We start from the raw sequence: 22,040 nt of genomic DNA, 5'->3' as shown, positions 1-22,040 counted from the left end.
GCGGGCCAACCGTGCCTGGATCGTGGGGACAGTGTGGATGTCATGCTGCGTCAGTGGAAAAGTTGACCGGGCGTGGACGTCTCCTCCAGCCAGGTACTCGCGCGACCGCTGCGCGCGCTCGCCTGGCCAGGAACAGTCCGAGGAGCGGCCGCGCCTTCCGCCCGGCAGGGCAGGACATAACCGACGTTGGGGGCTTCGGCCTGCTGCAGCCCCTGCGCCGGGCAGCTCCCGGGCACGCCCTGACCCCGGGCCTCGTCCTTCGCATCCACGGTGGGCTCCAGCTATAGGTGTGCCGCCTCATGCCCACGACGCCGCGGCCACCGCCTTGCGGGGGGCCACCGAGGTGGCGCCTGGCCGGGGAGGCGCCACTCGGCCAAGACGCAGTGCATAACAGTGTGATCACTCGGTGTGTTTCTCCTTGCGATGATTCCGCCCCTCGCGGATCATGGGACGACGTGAAGCACACGCATCGGCCGGAAACTCTCCCGCGCACACCCGAAGATCCTTCCGCCCCTCTGTCTCCCGGCACGCACACGATCACCGTTCCACACGGTCCAGCACGCGTCGCACTGCGCTACCACGTCGCAGGCTCGGGCCCCGTGTGCCTCGCCCATTCGGGCGGACCGGGCATCGGCTGGGAGTACCTGCGCATGCCCGGTCTCGAGGACTTCCTGACCATGGTCTACGTCGAACCGGTCGGCACGGGTGACTCCGGTCGGCTCCCGGATCCTCGCGACTACACCGTGGCCACGTACGCGCACTTCCTGCACGCCGTGGTCCAGCACCTGAACGTGCCACGGTTCGCCCTGCTGGGTCACTCCCACGGTGGTTTCGTGGCCCAACGGTACGCCCTCGACCATCCCGCACAGATCACTGCCCTCGTTCTCTACGACACCTCACCGGTCGCGGACGAGGAGTTCTGGTCGGCGGCAGTCACCGCCATGGAACGGTTCGTGAAGGACCACGTCGAGGACCATCCGGAGGTCGCGGACTACGCCGCCACTCTCACCACGCGTCTCGGTCTGCTGGACGACGACGGCGCCACCGCCGTCCTGCGCAGACTGATGCCGGCCTATCTCCACGACTACTGGGGCAGAGAAGCCGAGTTTGCGCCCGCTCGTCGGACGCTGCGCATGTACGCGGAACCGTCCCTCGGGGAGGAATCTCCCTTCGACCTCCGCGACGAACTGCCCCTCCTCACCGCACCGGCCCTGGTCCTGGCGGGCCGTCACGACTTCATCTGCGGGCCACGATGGGCCGCGCTGCTGCGCGAGGGCCTGTTCAAGGCCGAGTTGATGATCCTGGAGGAGGCCGGGCATCTCGCACACCTCGAACAGCCCGCCCGGTTCGACGCCTCCGTCCGCGCGTTCCTCCAAGCCCAGGGAGTCGTCCGCAGCCCTCGGATCCCCTAGCTCCGGCGCCCGGTCTCCGGCTTACCCGTCGTCCGTCAGCGGCCGGTTCCTGTTGTGACGTCACAAGTCCGGCCGCTGTCCTGTCTCACTGAGAAGACGGGCCGCCCAGAAGGACCGTGGCACGTCAGATAATACGCATCTCAGATCCCAGTTTGGAGTAGGCATGCTCTCCAGTCAGTCGGCCCTGATCGTCCGCGACACGCTCCCCGCCGTCGGAGCCTCTCTCGGCACGATCACCGACCTGTTCTACCGCCGCATGTTCGAGGAGCGTCCTGAGCTCCTGCGCGACCTGTTCAACCGCGCGAACCAGGCCAGCGGCGTCCAGCGCGAGGCGCTGGCCGGTGCCGTCGCCGCCTTCGCGACCGCTCTCGTGAAGCACCCGGACGAGCGCCCCGACGCCATACTCGGCCGCATCGCGAACAAGCACGCGTCACTGGGCATCACGTCCGACCAGTACACCCTCGTCGGCCGCCACCTCCTCGCGGCCGTCGCGGAGGTTTTGGGCGACGCCGTGACCCCGGCGGTGGCGGCCGCCTGGGACGAGGTGTACTGGCTCATGGCGAACGCCCTCATCGCCATGGAGGCGCGTCTGTACGCCCAGGCCGACGTCGAGGACGGCTCCGTGTGGCAGAGCATGGAGATCGTCGAACGCCACGAGGAGACCCCGGACACGGCCTCCTTCGTCCTGCGTCCCGCCGACGGCTCACTCACCCGTCCCTTCGTCCCCGGCCAGTACGTCAGCGTGCGGGCCGAACTGCCGGACGGAGCACACCAGATACGGCAATACAGCCTTTCCAGCGCTCCCGGCGGCGGGACCTGGCGCTTCACTGTGAAGCGCGAGCGCTCCCTGGACGGGCTGGACGGGCAGGTGCCGGACGGGGAGGTCTCCACGTGGCTGCACACCCACGCCTACCCCGGTGACGTCCTGCGGGTGTCCCTGCCCTTCGGTGACCTCCTGCTGTCCGAGGGCGACGGTCCGCTCCTGCTGGCCTCCGCGGGCATCGGTGTCACACCGATGCTCGCCATGCTGGAGCACCTGGCCACCGCGGCGCCCGACCGTCCGGTGACCGTCGTCCACGCCGATCGCTCCCCCGCTCTCCACGCGCACCGGCTTGAACTCACCGCGCTCGTCGAGCGGCTGCCCCACGCCTCGCTGCACCTGTGGTACGAGGACACCGCGAACCACCCGGACGCCTCGGCGGACCACGTCAACGAGGGCTGGGCCGACCTCACGGGCCTGTCCCCGATCCCCGGCACCACCGCGTTCCTGTGCGGGCCGCTGTCCTTCATGAAGGCCGTCCGCGCCGACCTGCTCGCTCATGGGCTGAGCCCCAAGGCCATCCACTACGAAGTGTTCGGCCCCGATCTGTGGCTCAGCAAGTAGCAGCGCCGGCCGCCCGGCAGTGAGCGGGCGGGCGTCGGTCGGCTGCTCGGGGCGCCGGCCGACGCCCGCGTACGGAAGCGGGAGTGGAATACGGCGCCTGGGAGTTCAAGCGCTCGACGGGGTCGCGGTGAGGCCCGCGAGGGCGGTCTTCAGCTCGGTGCGCCGCTTGATGCCGAGCTTCACGAAAACCTTGCGCAAGTGGTACTCCACGGTGTGCGCGCTGATGAACAGGCGGGCGCCGATCTCCCGGTTCGTCAGCCCCTCGCGGGCCAGGCGCGCCACGTTCAGTTCTTGTTCGGTGAGCCGCGCCGCCGACCCCCGTGTCTGGACGCGCAGAGTCTCGCCGCTCGCACGCAGTTCGTCCGCGGCGCGTTGGGCGAATCCGTTCAATCCACGGGCCGACAGCACCCGGTGCGCGGCGCGGAGCTGTTCGCGCGCCGCGGCGGACCGCCCCTGGCGGTTGAGTGCCTCGCCGTACAGCAGGCGGCAACGACCCACCCAGATCGGGATCCGCTCGTGCTCGAAGCGCTGGATCGCGTCGAGGAAGAGCCGCTCGGCGTCGTCCCCCGCCCGCAGTTGCGCCTCGGCCATGGCCAGGACGGCCAGCGCGTAGCTGGTGCCCACCGGCCGTGTGACGTCGGCCAACTGTTCCAGTGCCTGCTCGGCGAGCGCGCGCTCACCGGTGTGCGCGGCCGCTTCCACCAGTTCGAGCAGTGTGCGCATAGCGAGGTTGAGTTCGCGAGTGTACGGCAGTTCACGCCGGCCGCTGGCCACCGCCTCGGAGAATCGGCCCAGGCCGTTGTAGAGGACCGCCTCGGAGAAGTTGGCCGCGCTCAGCGCGTGTCCTTCGCCGCGGGCGAGCCCGTCGGCCCGGACCCGCTCGGCCAAGCGCTCCGCCTGGTCGGCCTGCCCCCGGTACGCGGCGAGAAGGAGCCGTCCGTACGGCGGCAGCGGATTGCCGGTGACCTCCTTGATGGCGTCGATCTCGTCGCAGGAGGCTTCCGCCCCGTTCAGGTCGCCGTCGGTCATCTGCACGAGCATCAGCAGGCTCAGCGCGATCGGCAGTACGGTGACGACGCCTTCGGCACGGGCGAGTTCGACCTGCCGGTCGGCGAGCGCACGCAGACCGGCGGGGTCCCACAGGTCCTGGGCGGCGCGGGAGGCGAACCACATCCAGTGCAGTTCGAGCGAGTCCGGTGCCTGCTCGAGGAAGGCACGCTGCGCCCGTCGCAGGGTGGGGAGCGCCGCCGTCTGCCCTTCGGTGGCGAGCAGTGCCTGCCCGCGCAGGATCAGGTCCCGCGCCCGGTCGGTCTCGTCGGCGGCGGACGTGGCGCCGAGGATCGCGTGCGCGACGGCGGTCACCTGCTGGGCGTCGCCGAGCCTGCCACCGTAGGTCGCCGCCGCGAGCGCTTCGATGTAGGTGTCACGGGCGAGGACCGGGTCGAGCCCTTCGAGCCCCCGTGCCGCGTCGAGCAGGTGCTGCGCCCCGCCGCGGTCACGCCGTAGCGCGTAGCCGGCCCGCGCGCGCAGCCGCACCACGAGCGCCTCCTGCAGCGCTGTGAGGGGCAGGACCCGGGCGGACCCGAGCAGGCGCAGGGCCGCGTCCGACGCGCCCGCGTCGTGCTTGGCCTCGGCGGCCGCGATGAGTCGCTGCCCGCGGCGGAACGGCGAGGGCGTGAGCTCCGCCGCCCGCTCCAGAAACGCTCCGGCGGCCGCCGCTCCGCCGCGGGTTCGCGCACGCACGGCGGACTTCTCCAGATCTGCGGCGACCTCCTCGTCCGGTTGCAGTGTCGCGCTGGCCCGGTGCCAGGCCCTGCGGTCCGGGTCGTGCTCGCGGCTGGTCACGTCCGCGAGAGCCGCGTGGACGCGGCGCCGGTCCCCCGGTGACGCCGCCCGGTACACGGCCGACCGCACCAGCGGATGGCGGAAGCCGACACGGGTGCCGACGACGAACGCCTCGGCGTCCTTGGCCGCGTCGAAGGCTTCCGGCCCCAGTCCCAGCACCGTGCTGGCACGCCACAGCAGCCCCAAGTCGCCGGTGGGTTCGGCGGCCGCCAGCAGCAGCAGGAGGCGCGCCGGAGCGGGCAGCGGGGCGAGCTGGACGACCAGGCTCTGCTCGATGCGGCGTTCCAGCGGCAGGGAACCCGTCAGGGTGAAACCGCCGGCGATCTGGGCCGGGCTAAGGGCCCGGGGCAGTTCGCGCAGGGCGAGGGGATTGCCGCGGGCCTCCGCGATCAACTGGTCGCGTACCCGCAGGTCGAGACCACCGGGTACGGCCAGGCGCAGCAGTTCACACGCATCCTCGTGACCGAGCCCTTCGACAAGCATGTGGGGCAGTCCCGCGAACACCGGGTCGGCCTGCCGCATGGCGACCACCAGGGCGATGCCTTCCGCGTCCAGACGCCGGGCCGCGAAGGCGAGGGCACGCGCGGACGCCTGGTCGAGCCACTGTGCGTCGTCGACGACGCACAGCAGTGCCTGCTCCTCGGCGGCCTCGGTCAGCAGCCCCAGCAGGGCCAGCCCCACGAGGAACGGGCTCGGCGCGGCCGCGCTGCGCAGGCCGAACGCCACCTCGATCGCTTCCTGCTGCGGGACCGGCAACCGGGCGGCCGAACCCATCATGTGTCTGCAGAGCTGCTGGAGGCCCGCGTAGGCAAGTTCCATCTCGGATTGGGATGCGACGACGCGCTCGATGCGGACGTGTGCCGCGGCCCGTGCCGTGAGGTGGTCCAGGAGCGCGGTTTTGCCGACACCAGCCTCACCGGAGACGACCAGTGCACCGGCGCGGCCGCCTCGGGCACGGCTCACCAGCTCTTCCAGTTCCGCCAACTCGCCCTGTCGTCCCCGCAAGGGCGCGATGTCAGGCATCATGTCCGCCTTCGCCGGGAAGATTTGCTCCGTCATGTCCTTCGTCCCCGCATTCTATCGGAGCGTCGACCTGACCCCGGGCGTCGTGGTGCCGTGCGCGACGAGCATCGACCGTCCGTCTCAGCGGCGGAATGTCACCGGAGAGGAGAGCATGACTCAATTCCTGGAATCGAAGACTGGTGCCGACGGCTCGGTCACCGTACTGAAGAGCTACACCGTGCCAACAGAGGAAACCCACTGCTCACGTTCCAGGCGGTCAAAGAACAGCTCGAACGGAGCGCCGTCGTCAGGGCGAATACCACGCCACCGCCGTCACCCGGCCGGGAAGAAAGCGTTCGACAAACGGCTACCCAATACCGAACCCAAGCTCCGCGAACTGTTCGCAAAACTCCAACAAGCATGGAACAGTGCTGGTCGTATTCGATCAGCCGGCCTCGATCGGCGCCCTGCCGCTGGCGGTCGCCAGGGACATGAGTTGTCCGGTCGCCTACCTGCCCGGATCAACGATGCGGCGGATCGCCGACCTCTACCCGGGCGAGGCCAAGACCGACGCGAAGGACGCGTTCATCATCGCGGACGCGGCCCGCGCGATGCCCCACACGCTGCGAGCGATTGATGGCGAGGACGAGACGATCGCTGAGCGGGAGATGATCGCTGGCTTCGACGACGACCTGGCCGGCGAGGCCACCAGGGTCGCCAACCGGCTGCACGGTCTGCTGACACAGATCCATCCGTCGCTGGAACGGGTCCTGGGGCCGCGGTTGCAGCACCCGGCTGTCCTCACGTTGCTGGGACGGTTAGGGGCACCGGCCCAGATCCGCAAGACCGGGCGGCGGCGGCTGGTCACCCTGCTGCAGCCAAAGGCCCGAGGATGGGCGAGCGGCCGGCCGGGGAGATCTGCGCCGCGTTGGACGAGCAGACCGTCACCGTTCCGGGAACCGAGGCGGCGACACTGATCGTCCCGAGCCTGGCCGCCTCATACAAGGCCGTCCTTGACCAGCGCAAACTGTTGGCAAATCGGATCGAGGAACTCCTGGAGGACCACCCTCTTTCGAAGGTCCTGACGTCGGTGCCGGGCATCGGCGTCAGGACCGGAGCCCGCATCCTGATCGAGGTCGGCGACGGCAGCACCTTCCCGACCGCCGGCCACGTCGCCGCATACGCCGGCCTAGCCCCGGCGACCCGCAGCTCGGGCTCATCGCTCCGCGGCGAACAGCCTTCCCGGCGAGGAAACAAGCAGCTCGAACGGGCCTTCTTCCTCTCCGCGTTCGCCGCCCTGAGCGACCCGGCATCGCGGGCCTACTACGACAAAAAGACGGCTCAGGGCAAGCACCACACCCAGGCCCTGCTCTGCCTCCCCAGACGCCGGGCCGACGTGTTGTTCGTGATGCTCCGCGACGGCGCCTTCTACGAACCGCAGCCGTCGGCCGCATTTACCCGACCTGCGGGTCTGTGAGGAGAACGACTCGATCGGCCTCGACATCGAAGCCGAGCACCGGATGGCCCTCGTCGCCTTCCGGGTCCATCAGCACGGGCTTGCCCAGCTGCCGCCCGATCTCCCGGAAGAAGCCGCAGAACGCATCAAGTCGGCCCTGACCCTGCAACTCCCGCAGGTCGACGTCGAAGTCGATTCCATCATTGGGACGGAACCGGAAAATCGCCGACACATCGACTGTCGGCCAGACCCGCAGGTCCGGGCATTCTGCATCCGCCGGGCGGGACAGCACAACCTCCGCCCGAGGCACCGGAAGCACCGTCTCTCCTTCAAAGTACTGGCGCTTCCAACTCTTCTCCGCGACCAGGTCGAGGACCGCCTGCCAGTCCTCAACCGAGGCATTCGGGACGCGCACGTCCGGCAACGAGCCCATCAAGCCCGGATCGAGGTAGGGGCACCCCCCGCGCCCGCGGGGGTAGTTCCCGAGTTGGATCGCTCGCACTGCAGCCGCAACCAGGCCCTCGACCGGCGCCTCCAGGCCAAGATCCGGGCCACTTCCGGACCAGTCGCCGCCCGAAGGCTGCTCCAACTACCGTTTTCCCTGTTCAGCATGGGTGCTACTGCTGCACCAACAGCAGACCAAGAACTTGCTGGTGTCGTACAGCCCGCAGAAGCTCGGGTTCTTCTAGAGCCTCAAGTCGGGTGCGCAAGGGCATCTGCGCTTCAGGCGACCCGACGCGAGGGCTACCCGATGTACGGTGGCGGATTCTCCGCGTTGGCCTCGTGGCGGCGGTGCATGCCGGGACTGATCGATGCCCTTGCGGGCGAGGCGGTGCCGGATGAGGTGCCCGGCACGTGACGGGGGCATCGCCATGGCGGTCGAATCCGTCCGCCGTCGCGGCGGTACGGTGAACGGCAGCCGATTGCGTGTTCCGTAATCGCTGACCTACAAGGGGGTTTCATGAAGCACCGCCGCCCGCGCCACCGTCACAGAGTGATCGCCAGAGCGGTTGGTCCGGCGGGTGCGCTGGCCATCGCGCTGGCCATGGGGACGACGCCGGTGATGGCCGCCGGGAAGACGTCCGACAAGCCCGCGCCCACCGGTCCCCCGGCCGACCAGCCCGACCCGGCCACGCCCTGGGCGCCCGAGAACGACGAGGCGCCGCAGCACCACAAGCCCGTACAGCCTGAGGCGTTCGGGGCCGCCCGCGCGGCCGCGTCCCCGCAGCGGCTCACCATTCCCGCGCCGAGCGGACAGCACAGCGTGGGCATGGTCGGCTTGCACCTCGTCGACAAATCCCGTACGGATCCGTACATACCGGGCAACAAGGCGCGCGAGCTGATGGTCACGCTCTGGTATCCGGCCACCGCCACGTCCGGGCACTACAAGGCGCCGTGGCAGTCGTCGCTGGCCGCCGCCCACTTCCTCGGCACGCGCGGGCTGTCGACGCGGCAGGTGACCGTGCCGACGACCGCGGGTCACGTCCTCGCCCCGGTGAAGACCAGCCTCGGCAAGCTGCCCGTCCTGCTGTACTCGACCGGGCTGCACTCGGACCGCGCGATGGGCACCACGCTCGCCCAGGATCTCGCCAGCCGCGGCTACCTCGTCGTCACCGTCGACCACACCCACGACGCCAACGAGGTGCAGTTCCCCGGTCAGCGTCTTGAGCTGAACAGGATGCCGTCGGGCGCCCGCTCCGCCGACACGCTCAAGGTGCGCGCGGCGGACATCAAGTTCGTCATCAACGCCCTGTCCACGATCAGCGGCGGGGGCAACCCGGACGCCGGTCGCGCGAAGCTTCCCTCGGGACTGTCGAAGTCGGTGGACACCTCCCGTATCGGAATGTTCGGCTGGTCGCTGGGCGGCGCCGCGGTCACCAACGCCATGCAGCTCGACAAGCGGATCGACGCCGGTGCCAACCTGGACGGCCAGTACTTCGGGACCGCGCAGAGCAAGGACCTGGACCGCCCCTACATGCTGTTCAGCTCCGCCAACCACAACCGCAACAACGACAGCACGTGGCGCACCATGTGGTCGCACCTGAAGGGCTACCGGGTCGACATCAAGCTCGCCGGCGCGGCACACCTGTCGTTCAGCGACAACGAGTACCTGGTGCCGCAGTGGGCGCCCCTGCTCGGGCTCTCCAAGGCGCAGGTCCAGAAGCAGTACGGCACGATCGCCCCGAACCGGGCGGCGAAGGTCCAGCGTGACTACCTCGCCGCCTTCTTCGACCAGCAGTTGCGCAAGAAGCACAGCACTCTGCTCGACAAGCCCAACGCCGCGTATCCGGAGATCTCCTTCGTCCGGTGATCGGTTGTCCGAAGGGCCGGACCGCACGCGGGTCCGGCCTTTCGGCACGTGCGGCGGCGGTTCCGGCGAGCCGTCGCCGCGCAGCGGTTTGTGTCACGTACGCCACTCGGGGCGCAAATGTGATGATCACGTGATCGTGGGGCGCTAAGGTGATGGCTTTGTCGAACAACTGAGCGCTCGGCGCCTGTTCAAGGAAGGACCGCTGCTCTGTCCTCCGCACCCCGGGCGCCGCGCCGGCACCGCACCCGCCGCCGCGCCGACATGCCGATGCTCGGCGGGATACGCCCGCCGGTCGCCTCAGTCGTCGTACTCCTGCTGATGGTCGCAGCCCTGACCGTGATCGGCCTGGAAGGGATTCATACCGCGGGTGTCCCGCAGGCCGTTCTGAACGGGGAGCAGCGGATCGCCGCGGACACCGCGCTGTCCCTGCGCACCGCGATCGATGCCGAGGCGGGTGCGGTGCGCCGCAAGGCCGAGGCGTACCCGGCCACGAGCACCTCGACGTCCGCGACCGCGCTCAAGGCCCTGACCTCTGCCACCGAGGGCCCCTTCGGCCGTGCGCTGCTCGACGCACGCACCGGGAGACTGCTGGCGACCGGCGGCAAGACCGTACCGCTGGCCGGGGTGGACATCGTCAAGACGGCGTCCGGGCACGGGAAGATCCCACCGCGCCTTGTGACATCGGCCGGCACACGGCAACTGCTGTACTTCGCCGAGATCACCCTGCCCGCACGGCAGGACGAACCCGACCAGGACCCGGACGGGCCCGACCGGCAGTGGCTGCTCGTGGTCTGCGAGCCGCTCCCCGCCCTCACGGCGTACGGCGACGGGCGCACCGCCGAGGTGCTTGACGCGAGCGGCACGTCGCTCGCCACCGCGGTCCGTGGCACGGCCTCTCCGGCCGCGGGCCGCGGCGCGGCTTCTCCGGCCTCCGCACGCAGCGCTCTGTCCGCGGAGGCGGCGCGCGCGGCGCACAGGTCGGGGCGCGGCACCGACGCCTCGGGAAGCCTGCTGGGCGCCGCCACCGGCGACCGGCGCACCGTGGCCGGCTGGGCCCAGGTCGCATCGGCGACCGGCCCGGGCGAGACCGACGGCCTCGGTCTTGTGGTGCTCACGTCCCGCGCGGCGCCCGCCACGACGACCGCCGCCGACTATTCGGACTTCGCGCTCCGGGCGGCCGGGGCGCTGGCCCTGGTCGCGCTGGTGCTCGGTCTGGCGTTGCACTTCTCCTTTCAACGGCCCCTGCTGCGGGTGTACCTGTCCGCCGGCCGGCTGGCCCGGGGCGCGACCGGTGCCGGGCCGGCCGCTCAAGCGGAGCTGTCCCGGCCGGTGCCGGTGCACGGTTTCGGAGAACTGGCTCGGATCGGGCGGGCGCTGGAGTCGCTGCGCGGGCAACTGCTCGGCGAGAGCGGCCCGCAGGAGGTCCCGGCCCGGCGCGGACCGGGTTACCGGGCGCTGGCCGCGGCCGGCGTCGTGGTGGTGGCCTGCTGGTCCGTGCCCATGATCTTCATGCTGAACCGGGCGGACACCGCGACCGCGGTTCCGGCTCCGGTCCTCGCCGCCCAGCAGGCGCGCACCGAGATAGCGGCGAACCGCGTCCGGCAGTCCCTCGACCGGTCGTACACCGACCTGAAGGAGGCCGCCGCGAGTCTGCCGGGACGCAGCCGGGACGCCCAGGCCGAGATCCTGCGCACCTCCCTCGCCGGCCACAAGCAGTACCGCTCGCTGTATCTCCTGGACCGCTCGGGGGGCATCACGCTGAGGGTGGGCGGCACGCCGCTGCGCACCCTCGTCCATGTGCCCGGCGGCGGCGGGATCACCACGGTCAACGCCTCCGGCCGGATTCCGGCGATCGCCGCCTACGCGCAGGTCCGGGCCGGCAAGGGCCAGGCTCCGGCGGCCGGGGTGGTGCTGTTCGGCGAGATCGATGTGGAGGCGCTCAACTCCCTGCTGCCCAGGCCCAAGCTGGGCAGCGTCTGGGTGACGGACCGCGACGACAGGGTCCTCGCGGCGAGCGTGGGTTACCGCGCCTTCCAGTCCCTGCCCGAGTCCGACCTGACCCGTCTCGCGCGCGCCACCAAGGGCGCCCCGGGGACCACGGGCACCGCCACCTCGGCGGTGCACAGCACGTCCTCAGGGCCATCGGTCGACGCCGCCGCGCCGCTGGCGCAGAAGGGCCCGACGGCCGCCCTCGGCTGGCACGTGGTGACCGCGGAGCCCGCGGCGGCACTGCAGATCCCCGCAGTGGAGGCCGAGCAGCGCACCATGCTCGCGGGCATACTCGGCCTCGCCGTGAGCGCGGCAGGACTGGGCTGGCTGCACGTCGTGGTGGTCCGGCCGCTGCGCGCGGTCGCCGTGCTCGCCGAGCGGCTCGCCGGCGGAGACCGCCGCACGGTGCTTCACCCGGTCAACCACGACGAGATCGGCTCGGTCACCCGCAACCTGGAGCTGGTGCGCCAGGTCCTGGCGGAACAGGACCGGGCGGCCAGAGCCGGCCGGGCCGCGGGGCCCGCCCTGCCCCTGCGCGAGAACACCTTCCAGCGGTAGAAGAACGGAAATCGGCGTGCTCTTCCTCTATGTCATCGTCCTGCTCTGTTCCGCCGCTCTGTGGACGGCCGGGATCCTGGAGCAGCGGCGGCACTTCGCCTCGCTGGAGCAGATACCCACGCGGGTGCTGGTCAACGGCATCCGCGGCAAGAGTTCGATCACTCGGCTGTGCGCGGGCGCGCTGCGCGGCGGCGGCCTGGTCACGGTGGCCAAGACCACCGGCACCGCGGCGCGGTTCATCCATCCGGACGCCACCGAGGAGCCGGTGTACCGCAAGTTCGGCATCGCCAACGTCGTCGAGCAGATCGGCATCGTACGGCGGGCGGCGACCTATCGGCCGGACGCGCTGGTGATCGAGTGCATGGCGGTGATGCCCGCCTTGCAGGAGATCAACCAGGAGAAACTGATCCGCTCCACGATCGGCGTGCTGTGCAACGTCCGCGAGGACCACCTCGAGGAGATGGGGCCGACGCTGGACGACGTCGCCCGCTCACTCTCCCGCTCGATGCCGGTGGGCGGGGTGTGTGTGACGGCGGAGAAGGACCGGCTGCACATCCTCCAGGAGGAGGCCGACAAGCGGAACTGCCGGCTGATCGCGGTCGATCCGGAGTCGGTGACCGACGCCGAACTGCGCGGCTTCAGTTGGTACACGTTCAAGGAGAACGTGGCGATCGCGCTCGCCATCGCCGAACTGCTCGGCGTGGACCGGCAGACGGCGATGCAGGGCATGTGGGACGCGCCGCCCGATCCGGGCGTACTGTCCGTGGAGCGCTATCTCACCCCCGAGGGCAAGCGGCTGCGGTTCGCCAACGTCTTCGCGGCCAACGACCCCGAGTCGACGCTCATGAACGTCAAGCAGCTGGAGGACCTGGGCGCGATCAGGCAGCCGATCGGCGTCCTCATCAACTGCCGCCCGGACCGGGTGGAGCGCAACGGCCAGATGGGCGCGATCGTCCCTGACCTCGGCGCCCGGACGGTGTTCCTGATCGGTCACCCGACCAAGAGCGCCCGCGACGCGATCCCGGCCGCCTTCACCGGGCGAGTGGTGGATCTCGGTGGCGACCGCCGGGACCCCGGGGAGGTGACCGCGGCGATCCTCGCGGAACTCGGCCCGGACTCCTCACTGGTGGCGATCGGCAACATCCACGGCCAGGGCGAGCTGTTCCTGGAGCGCCTCGCCGAACTGCCCGTGGACGAATCCGAGGACCTGATCGACGTCGTTCCCGACGGCGACGGTCTGGACCAGGAGACCATGCAGATCGCCCTGCCCCGGCAGCGGCCCTCGGTGGCCCGGCCGCCCGAGCCGGAGCCGTACAGCTGGGTGGCGCCGCTGGAGACACCGACATTCACCCTCCGCATCCCGGAGCAGCGCGACCTCGCCCGCCGGGCCGCCGCCCGCCGGGACCGGCCGGACGACCGAAACACCGCGGACAACGCTCATCAGTCCTACGATCCTTCCCAGTTCACGAGGAACCCGTGATCCCCGCCAATCTCACCGCACAGACCGCCGCACTGGGGATCGCCCTCGGGCTGGTCTTCTCGCTCGTCTGCTACCTGACCACCAACCTCAGCCCGGGGGGCATGATCACCCCGGGCTGGATCGCCCTCACACTCGTCACCGATGTGCGGATGGCGGGGCTGATGGTCGTCGTGGCGGTAGGAACGTACTTCCTGATGAAGCTGGTGCAGCGCACCGTGATCCTCTACGGCAAACGGCTGTTCGCCGCGGTCGTGCTGTGCGCGGTGCTGATGCAGACCACCGTGATGCTCGCCCTCAACCATGAGTTCCCGCTGCTGTACACGTCACAGACCCTTGGCTTCATCGTCCCGGGCCTGGTCTCCTACCAGATGGCCCGCCAGCCGCTGGCGGCCACCGTCATTTCGACCACGGCGGTGACCCTGGCCACCTACGTGGTGCTCGTCGCCGGTCTGTTGACCGGCGCCCTGCCCACCGGCTGACCTGTTCACCCCTCTCACCCCACAGTCCAGGAGGATCGGCCATGCATTCCGCACCAGACGGCAGGCGAACCGGCCCCACTCGCCGTACCGTCATCCGGACGATCGCGGGCGTGGCGGCCGCCGGAGCGGCGGGCGGATATGCCTGGGAACGCCTCGGGCCCGACAGCGACGGTTCGGCAGGCGCGAACTCCGGCCCGAGCGCCGGGTCCGCCGGGACCCGCACCTTCGAGCGGCTGTCCGCCCCCGGCCGCACCGTGGTCCGCGCCGGCGACGGCGGCACGCTCGCCACGTTCACCGACGGCGCCCGTACCGCCGTACTCACCGGCCCCAGCCGCACCTTCAGCGAGCCGCGCACCACCGAGGCCACGGTGACCACCGACGCCTGGGTCCGGGTGCTGCCGCACGCGTGGCAGCGGGGCACGGAGAAGTCCGCCTGGTTCAAGAGCTGGTTCCGCAAGGCACTCGGCGACAGCAGCCCGGACGTCTTCGCCGTGGCGTTCCAGTACAGCAGCGCCGGAGCGCCCGCCAAGCGCAACGCCGACGGCCTGCGTATGGCCGGCACCGCGCACTTCGGCCCGCGCAATGCCGAGGTCGACAACCCGCTGGACTTCGCCTACCACGACGAGAAATCCGACTTCTACGACTATCTGGGAACGGCGTGGACCTTCCCGGACGGCACACGTGTGCAGCCGGAGAAGGCACGCTACGGCTGCGTCGACTGCTCCGGCTTCCAGCGTCTGGTGTGGGGCTACCGCATGGGCATCCCCCTGCACAACACCAACACCCGGGGCGCCGGCCTGCCGCGCCGCGCCTTCGCCATCGCCGCCCATGGCCCCGGCCGTCTGGTGATTCCCCACACAGGACGGGAACAGGCCACCGACCTCGGTGTCCTGCAACCAGGTGACCTGGTCTTCTTCGCCATCATCAAGGACCGCCCCGACTTCATCGACCACTGCGGCATCTACATGGGCCTGGACGACCAGGGCCGGCACCGCTTCTACTCCAGTCGCTCCGCCGCCAACGGTCCGACCCTGGGTGACCTGTCGGGCCACTCACTGCTCGACGGCACCGACTTCTACGCCCGCGGGTTCCGGGCGGCGCGCCGCCTGTGACTCCGGCGCGTTCGTCCGACGCCGCCGCCGCGGTGCCCCGACCGCGCGTGTGACCCGACGGCACCTGTGATGCCACCACCTCAACCGACCCGACCCGCTGACCGAGGACCACTGCCATGACCGCCATACCCGCCGTCCAGCCCACCGGAGCCCGGCGCGGCCGTCGGGCGGCGGCCCACCGCCCCGGACGCCCGGTGGACGCCCCGCGCTGGGAGCGCCCGGCGCTCGCCGCGGTACTGGCCGTCGCCACGGCGCTGTACTCCTGGGGCATGGGGCATGCCGCGCTCCACCCCTTCTACGGCGCGGCGATACGCTCGATGGCGGGCAGCCCGCGAGCGTTCTTCTTCGGTGGGCTCGACTCCTCCGGTTCGATCAGCCTCGACAAGCTGCCCGGCGCCTTCTGGCCCGACGCCGTCTCCGTCTGGATATTCGGCCCGCACACCTGGGCGGCGGCGCTTCCGCAGGTCGTCGAGGGCGTGCTCACCGTATGGCTGCTGCACCGGATCGTGCGGGCCTGGGCCGGTCCGTTCGCCGCCCTGATCGCCGCGCTGGCGCTCACCCTCACTCCGGTCACCGTGGCTCTCAACCGCGCCACCATTCCGGACACCGCGCTCACTCTGCTCCTGGTGGCGGCCGCCGGTGCGCTCCAGAAGGCGGTGCGCACCGAGCGGCTGCTGCCACTGATCACCTGCGGGGTCTGGGTGGGTCTCGCCTTCCAGGCGAAGATGCTGCAGGCGTGGGTGGTGCTGCCGGTCTTCGCCGTCGTGTACCAAGTCGTCGCGCCCGGCACGGCGTCGAAGCGGGCGGTGCGCGTCCTGCTGGCCGGTGCGGTCGCGGCCGCGGTCTCCTGCTCCTGGATGCTGATCGCCTGGGTGACCCCGGCGGCCGACCACCCGTACTTCGACGGAACGTCCGGCAACGATCCGTTCGCCCTGGTCTTCGGCTACAACGGCCTGAGCCGGTTCGGCAGCGATCCCACCGCGTTCGGCGCCGTCCCGGGCACCGCCGCGAGCCGCACCAGCGGCAACACCGGCTGGGACATGATCATCAATCATACGATCGGACCGCAGGTCGCCTGGTTGCTGCCGCTCGCAGTGACCGCCGCGGTCCTGGGCGTCATGCGGCGCGCCGGACAACCGCGGACCGACCTGTCGCGCGCGGGGTTCCTGCTGTGGGGTGGCTGGCTGGGCGTGCACATCGTGGTGTTCAGCGTCTCCAACGGCAACCACGCCTACTACACGGCCGTCATCGCCCCGGCGATCGCCGCGCTGACCGGTGGCGGGCTCGCGCTCTTCCGGTCGGAGTACGAGGCGAGGTACGACACGGAGCAGCAGGCGCAGCACACCGCGGTGGGCCGGCGCCACCTGGTGCTGCCGGCGGTGATCGCGCTGACGGCGGCGTGGGCGCTGGTCCTTGACTGGCCGACCCGGTTCCTCCCCTGGCTGCTGCCGGTCGCCGTGATGCTCGCGGTGTGCGGCGTGGTGGGCCTGTGCAGCCGCGGACCGCGCACCTCCCCACGGAGGATCCAAGCCGCCCTCGCCGCCGGGGTCGCGGCCCTCCTGGTCGTACCGGCGGGCTGGGCCGTCTCCAGCCTCGACCCGCTCTACGCGGGCGCCGCCACCTCGCCGATGGCCGGTCCGGTCGGCAAGTCGTACGCCCAGCACCCCCATCGCGCTCCGCGCAGGAAAGGGCTCGACCGGCCCAGCCCCCGCGACACCGCCCTGCTCGACTACCTCACCGCGCACCGTCACGGCGAGAAGTACCTGCTGGCCACCCAGGCCGCCTACACCGCCGCGCCCCTGCTGCGCGCCCAGTCCGAACCCGTCCTCGTCATGGGCGGCTTCACCGGCCTCACCCCTTTCCCGACCGCGCAGCAGCTCGGCGAACTCGTCTCCACCCACCAACTGCGTTACGCGATGCTCACCTCCCGGCGCGCCACCACGCCCGCCACCACCTGGGTGAAGTCCCACTGCTCCCGTGTCCGGCCCACCGCCTACGGGGTCCGCACCGACGGCAGCTTCACCCTCTACGACTGCGCGTCCCCGAGGTGAGGCAACGCCCGGCCGGTCGGATCCACGGCCCTTTCCACCGCTCTCGGTGACCCCTTTCGGACAGACCCCGCAGCAGAGGACGGGGCGTCCGAACGGGTACAGGACACGTCTCGTCGGGGACCCGGCACAGCGGGGACCGGCTCAGCGGTCGCGCCTCAGATCGCCAGGATTCCGCCGTCCACCGCGACGTGGCTGCCGGTGGCGAAGGAGGCGCGGTCGCTGAGGAGCCAGAGTGCGGCCTCCGCGACCTCGCGCGGCTCGGCCATGCGCTTCTGGATCTGCCGGGCGACGAACGCCTCCTCCAGCTCCGGTTTGCCCTCGACGACGGAGCTGATCATCTCCGTCCGGGTCGTGCCCACGACCAGGGAGTTGACGCGGATGCCCTGGGCCCCGTACTCGGCGGCGGCCGCCTTCGTCAGGCCCAGGACGGCGTGCTTGGCCGCCACGTAGGGGGCCGGCGCACCGGTGGCGATGAGCCCGGCCGAGCTGGCCGTGTTGACGATCGCGCCCCGGCCGGCGGTCAGCATGACGGGGATCTGGTGGCGCAGGCAGTTCCAGGTGCCCCGCACGTTGACGTCCATGATGCGGTCGAAGTCGTCCTGCGGCTGCTCGTGCAGCGGGCCGATGACGCTGCCGGGGTAACCGGCGTTGTTGAACGCCGCGTCGAGTCCGCCGAAGCGCTGCACCGCCGTGGTGACGGCTCGCTCGACGTCCTCGGGCCGCGCCACGTCACCCGCGCTCGCCGCGGCCCGTCCGCCGGACTTCTCGATCTCCGCGACGAGTTGGGCGAGGCGGTCCGCACGGCGGGCCATCAGGACGACGGCCGCGCCCTCGGCGACGAACAGCCGCGCGGCGGCCTCACCGATGCCGCTGGACGCCCCCGTGATCATGACGGTCCGGCCCGCCAACTGCCCGGCTTCGGCGCTCTGTTGTATTCGATCGGTCATGGGTCCGAGTAAAGCATCCGGGCGGGCACCGCCCCGGGCCAATTTCTCCCCCGGGGCGGTGCCCGCACCGCTCGTTCAGCAGCTCAGGTTTCCGCCCGTCGGTACGCCGAGGATCGCGGCGAACTTCTGGTAGGAGCTGATCCGGCTCTGGACCTGGCCGGGGTTGCCGCCGTTGCACTCGATGCTGCCGTTGATGCTGCGGATGGTCTCACCGAACCCGGAGCCGTTGACCATCGCGTTGTGCGGCGTCATCGTGCCGGGGCCGGTCTGGGTGTTCCAGTACCAGAGGCCGGTCTTCCAGGCGACCGCCGAGTCGGTCTGCACGAGGTTCGGGTTGTTCAGCAGGTTGATGCCGAGCGCGTCGCCCGCGGCCTTGTAGTTGTAGTTCCAGCTCAGCTGGATGGGGCCGCGGCCGTAGTAGGCGGCCTGGCCCGCCGGGCAGCCGTAGGACTTGCTCGTGTCGCAGTAGTGCGGGTAGTTGGCGGTGTTCTGCTCGACGACGTACACGAGGCCGCCGGTCTCGTGGCCGACGTTGGCGAGGAAGGCGGCGGCCTCCTGCTTCTGCACCGTGTCGCTGCCGGTCTTGGCGAAGCCGGGGTAGGCGCTGAGCGCCGCGGTCAGGCCGCTGTAGGTGTAGAACGAGTTCCGGCCCGGGAACATCTGGTTGAACTGCGCCTCGCTCACGACGAAGGAGCCGTTGCCCGGCGGGGTCGTGCCGCCGCCGCAGGCGCCCTGGTCGGTCCACACGTCGGCGGCGCCCGGGGTCTCCCCTTGCGTCCACCACTTGGCCTGCCAGTTGTGGCTGTTGTACGACGCGGTCATGCCACCGGTGTAGACCGAGGACGCACTCCAGGCGGTGGCGCAGGTGGCGGCGGAGGCGGTGGAGGCCAGCGGGACGAGTACCGCGAGGCCGATCGCCGTCACGAGCGCGGAGAGCAGGGCGAGGAACCGTTGTCCGGACACGAGACCACTCCTTGAGAGGGGGGTGAGTGGAGCTGAGTGGGGCCAGGACAGACTCAAGCGAATTGGTCTGGACCTGTCAAGGTCTGGACCAGGACTCGGTGCGATCAGGCGGGCGGCGGGGCCGCGAGGAGGCCCCGGGCCGCGGTGAGGATGCCGACCACGCGGGGGAAGTCCGTGAGCTGCCTCAGCAGCGAGTCCAGGGCCGGGAGCAGGCACCGGGGCGGGACGTCGCGGGCCGCCAGAATGTCCGCGGTCCATGTGATGAACCGCGTGAACAGGCCCGGGTCGTCGACGTAGAGGGCGGTGGCGAGGTAGCTGACGACGAAGTCGATGTCCTCGACGGTGCGTTCGCGCTGGGAGGCGGTGTACCGGCGCATCTCGGGGAACCCCGCCTCGACGTCCGCGAGGGCCTGTTCGACCAACCGCGGCTTGGTCCGCCGGACCATGGTGTACTCCTGGTCGCCCAGGTGCGGCAGGTCCAGCGCGGGCGGACGGGCCGCCTCCGTGCCGGGCGGCGTCAGATGCCGGGCGAGCAACTCGGCGGCGCCGGGCGCGTCCGCCGCCCAGTCGGCCCGCATGAGCCGGGCGTAGCGGCCCCGCGGACCGAACGCGGCTCCTCCGGCGACCACCGGGAACCCGGCCCCCTGGCATGAGCTGATCGCGTTGTGGGCGCCGGGCAGGAGCGTCGGGATGGACGAGGACAGCAGCACCGCCTGCGCCCCGGTGCGGCGCGCGTGGGCGACGAGGTGCTCGGTGGGGACGTGCGCCCCGAGGTGGTCGACCCGCCAGCCCCGCAGCCGCAGCACCTCGCTGACCAGACGGGCGGGCAGGCCGTGCCACTCCCCTTCGACGCACGACACCAGGACCCGGCCCACGTACGGGCCGGTGAGGGCGGGAGCGGTGGTGTCGGCGACCACGGCGACGCACCGCTCACTGATCACCGTCGCGGCGTGTTCCTGCGCCACGGTGAAGTCGGCGGCGGCCCAGGCCCGCCCGACCCGCTCCTGGCTCGGCGCGATCATGTCGAGCAGGACCCGCTCACCGGCGGCACGCTTCCGTTCGGCTGCCGACGGATGCCCGCCGCTCCTCCGCCCGGGCTCGACCGCGCCGACCGTGCCGAGCGCGCCACGCACGACGGCGACAGCCCGCCGCTCATCACCTTCGCCGAGCGCCTGCCACAGCCGCTCCCGCGGCTCGTCGAGGGAGCGGGGGTCCTTGAGAACACTCACGCGTTCCACCTTCTCCGTGCTGGTTCATGGTCGGTTCGTACACGGCACACGGCCGCTTCGTTCACGGCCGGTTCGTTCACGGCCGCTTCGTTCACGGTTGGCGAGGCGCGCCGATCGCCAGGACGGCCATGTCGTCGTGCGGACCCTCCCCCACCCATTGGGCGGCGATCATCTGCACGCGTTCGGCGACCGCCTCGGCGGGCATTCCGGCGCACTGGGCCAGCACGGCGCGCAGTCTCTCCTCACCGAACATCACGTCGCCCAGCGGCCCGCCGCGCGCCTCGGTGATCCCGTCGGAGTACAGCAGGCAGGTCTCGCCCGGCCGCAGGACGACTTCGGCGGTCGCGCAGTCGAGGTCGGGGACCGCGCCGAGCAGCGTGCCTCGGGCCGGAACCTCCACCACCTCTCCGGTGGCGCGCACGACGAACGGGGCGGGATGGCCCGCGCTGGAGACCCGCAGGCGCACCTGCGCGCCCCGGCACACGGCGGTGACCAGGACCAGGGTCACGAAGGGGGTCCGGTGGGAGGCCAGGAGCGCGCTGTTGAGGAGGGTGAGCAGGCGGGTGTGGTCGGCGGCGAACGGGACCAGCGCCTCGAGCGCGCTGCGGATCCGCCCGCCCGTGACCGCGGCTTCGAGCCCCTTGCCGCACACGTCGCCGAGCACCGCGACGGTCTCGTCCTCCGGTGTGCGGCCGGGGTGGACGTCGTAGAAGTCGCCGCCGACGCGTTCGCCCGCCACCGAGGCGCGGTAGTGGCCGGAGAAGGTGATGCCGTGCACCCGGCCGAGTGCGGGCGGCAGCAGGTCGCGTGTCAGCACCTCGGTGGTGTGCGCCTGGCGGGCGTGGCTGCGGGCCACGGACAGGGCGGCACCCGCGCGTGCGGCGAAGAGCTGGGCGAAGGACTCCTCGGCGGAGGTGAACGCGGCCTCCGCGCGGTGGCGCAGCAGGACGAGGCATCCGGCCGGCGCACCGTGTCCCGGCAACGGCAGCACGATGACCGAACCCAGCTCGCCCGCGTCGCCCACGAAGCCCTCGGGCAGGGCCCAGGACGGTACTTGATGCGGGTCGATCCAGGGTGAGGCGACCGCGGGCATCCCCTGCAACGCCTCGGCCAGACCCGGCAGTTGCGCGGGGTCGAGGGGAATCCGCTCCTGCTCCACCGCTCCGCCGGCGGAGCACTCCACCGCTGCGCCGGCGGAGCACCGCGTCACCGGGAAGCCGTCTCTGCCGCCGGGCCCGACGACGACCGCCGCGTCGGCCAGGTGCCGGGCCGCCCGTCGCACGATCATCGCCGTGCAGTCCTCGACGTCGAGCGAGGCGAGCAGCTCGGAGGAGAGTTCCTGCAGCAGACCCTCTCTCGCCCGTTCGCGCGTCAACTCCCGTGCGGCGCGCGCCGGAGCGCCGTCGCCGACCAGCCACCAGGTCACCGCGCCGTCCGTGCCCGGCCCGGCCAGCGCCGTCACACGGCGACCGCCGATCCGGCCACTCGCCCAGGCCGTCCCCTCCTCACCCTCACGCTCCTCCTCTCCGCTGACCCGGTCGCGATGGGCCTCGGCCAGCCAGGCGGGCGCGACGTCGTCCAGCGCGACACCGGGACCGAGCCGCGTCAGCAGCGCACGGGCCTGCTCGTTGCAGGACAGCACGGTGCCCTCCGCGTCCGCTGTCACCACCGGGTACGGCTCCGGGTTCCGCGTATCAGGTCCTAGACCACGAGCACTTTCCTGCTTCGGCAAGGACACCATCGATATGGATCCCACTGGCGCGGATCCCCACCACCCCATCTACTCGACGGCAAGCAGCGCACACGTTACCGATGGCATATG

At 71.2% G+C, this 22,040-nt stretch carries 16 protein-coding genes; 10 read left to right on the top strand and 6 right to left on the bottom strand.

The genetic code is table 11. The features are described from left to right. Positions 1-455: 455 nt before the first annotated feature. Positions 456-1,412 (top strand): alpha/beta fold hydrolase, encoded by a 957-nt coding sequence (locus tag N5I75_RS32000; RefSeq protein ID WP_476683346.1) that lies wholly within the window; start codon positions 456-458, stop codon positions 1,410-1,412. Positions 1,413-1,575: 163 nt separating this feature from the next. Further along, entirely contained in the window at positions 1,576-2,796 is a 1,221-nt protein-coding gene (locus N5I75_RS31995) for a globin domain-containing protein (protein ID WP_476683344.1), read from the top strand. 105 nt (positions 2,797-2,901) lie between these two features. Here the strand turns inward: N5I75_RS31995 and N5I75_RS31990 are convergent, their stop codons facing one another. Next, positions 2,902-5,700, bottom strand: coding sequence for an AAA family ATPase (locus N5I75_RS31990; RefSeq protein ID WP_476683342.1), 2,799 nt, complete (start codon positions 5,698-5,700; stop codon positions 2,902-2,904). A gap of 317 nt (positions 5,701-6,017) precedes the next feature. Here N5I75_RS31990 and N5I75_RS31985 point away from each other — a divergent pair, with 317 nt between their 5' ends. Together N5I75_RS31985 and N5I75_RS31980 are read left to right on the top strand one after the other, a co-directional pair. Further along, positions 6,018-6,620, top strand: coding sequence for an IS110 family transposase (locus N5I75_RS31985; protein ID WP_476684846.1), 603 nt, complete (start codon positions 6,018-6,020; stop codon positions 6,618-6,620). Beyond that, on the top strand, positions 6,536-7,120 hold the full coding sequence (locus tag N5I75_RS31980) for a transposase (RefSeq protein ID WP_476683340.1): 585 nt from the start codon (positions 6,536-6,538) through the stop codon (positions 7,118-7,120). The genes N5I75_RS31985 and N5I75_RS31980 overlap by 85 nt, the downstream gene beginning before the upstream one ends. Here the strand turns inward: N5I75_RS31980 and N5I75_RS31975 are convergent. After that, positions 7,098-7,532: a hypothetical protein gene (locus N5I75_RS31975; RefSeq protein ID WP_476684844.1), complete on the bottom strand. Its 435-nt coding sequence runs from the start codon at positions 7,530-7,532 to the stop codon at positions 7,098-7,100. The two genes, N5I75_RS31980 and N5I75_RS31975, sit on opposite strands and share 23 nt — an antisense overlap. Positions 7,533-8,093: 561 nt before the next feature. On the opposite strand from N5I75_RS31975, the gene N5I75_RS31970 reads away from it, so the two are divergent. From N5I75_RS31970 to N5I75_RS31945, 6 genes are all read left to right on the top strand, one after another. After that, positions 8,094-9,410 (top strand): alpha/beta hydrolase family protein, encoded by a 1,317-nt coding sequence (locus tag N5I75_RS31970; protein WP_476683338.1) that lies wholly within the window; start codon positions 8,094-8,096, stop codon positions 9,408-9,410. Positions 9,411-9,728: 318 nt separating this feature from the next. Further along, positions 9,729-11,957 carry a HAMP domain-containing protein gene (locus N5I75_RS31965; protein ID WP_476683336.1) on the top strand — a complete coding sequence of 743 codons (2,229 nt, stop codon included), beginning with the start codon at positions 9,729-9,731 and terminating at the stop codon, positions 11,955-11,957. A gap of 16 nt (positions 11,958-11,973) precedes the next feature. After that, positions 11,974-13,437: a poly-gamma-glutamate synthase PgsB gene (gene pgsB, locus N5I75_RS31960; protein WP_476683334.1), complete on the top strand. Its 1,464-nt coding sequence runs from the start codon at positions 11,974-11,976 to the stop codon at positions 13,435-13,437. After that, on the top strand, positions 13,434-13,916 hold the full coding sequence (locus N5I75_RS31955) for a poly-gamma-glutamate biosynthesis protein PgsC/CapC (RefSeq protein WP_476683333.1): 483 nt from the start codon (positions 13,434-13,436) through the stop codon (positions 13,914-13,916). The genes pgsB and N5I75_RS31955 overlap by 4 nt, the downstream gene beginning before the upstream one ends. Before the next feature lie 41 nt (positions 13,917-13,957). After that, the gene (locus tag N5I75_RS31950; protein ID WP_476683331.1) at positions 13,958-15,028 is read left to right on the top strand and encodes an NlpC/P60 family protein; all 1,071 of its coding nucleotides are present in this window, start codon (positions 13,958-13,960) and stop codon (positions 15,026-15,028) included. A 116-nt stretch (positions 15,029-15,144) separates the two neighbouring features. Continuing rightward, positions 15,145-17,079 (top strand): ArnT family glycosyltransferase, encoded by a 1,935-nt coding sequence (locus N5I75_RS31945; protein ID WP_476683329.1) that lies wholly within the window; start codon positions 15,145-15,147, stop codon positions 17,077-17,079. Between the two features lie 155 nt (positions 17,080-17,234). On the opposite strand, the gene N5I75_RS31940 is transcribed toward N5I75_RS31945, so the two are convergent. The 4 genes from N5I75_RS31940 to N5I75_RS31925 all read right to left on the bottom strand — a co-directional run bounded on the left by N5I75_RS31940 (position 17,235) and on the right by N5I75_RS31925 (position 21,959). Further along, positions 17,235-18,026 carry an SDR family NAD(P)-dependent oxidoreductase gene (locus N5I75_RS31940; protein WP_476683326.1) on the bottom strand — a complete coding sequence of 264 codons (792 nt, stop codon included), beginning with the start codon at positions 18,024-18,026 and terminating at the stop codon, positions 17,235-17,237. 75 nt (positions 18,027-18,101) lie between these two features. Next, positions 18,102-18,989: a glycoside hydrolase family 19 protein gene (locus N5I75_RS31935; protein ID WP_476683322.1), complete on the bottom strand. Its 888-nt coding sequence runs from the start codon at positions 18,987-18,989 to the stop codon at positions 18,102-18,104. A 104-nt stretch (positions 18,990-19,093) separates the two neighbouring features. Beyond that, positions 19,094-20,218 (bottom strand): cobalamin B12-binding domain-containing protein, encoded by a 1,125-nt coding sequence (locus tag N5I75_RS31930; RefSeq protein WP_476683319.1) that lies wholly within the window; start codon positions 20,216-20,218, stop codon positions 19,094-19,096. Between the two features lie 91 nt (positions 20,219-20,309). Then, complete coding sequence (locus N5I75_RS31925; protein WP_476683317.1) at positions 20,310-21,959, bottom strand: PP2C family protein-serine/threonine phosphatase; 1,650 nt, start codon at positions 21,957-21,959, stop codon at positions 20,310-20,312. Between the last annotated feature and the right edge of the window lie 81 nt (positions 21,960-22,040).

The sequence above is a fragment of the Streptomyces sp. R818 genome (genome assembly GCF_056172735.1).
This window is presented reverse-complemented; position numbering and strand designations above follow the sequence as displayed.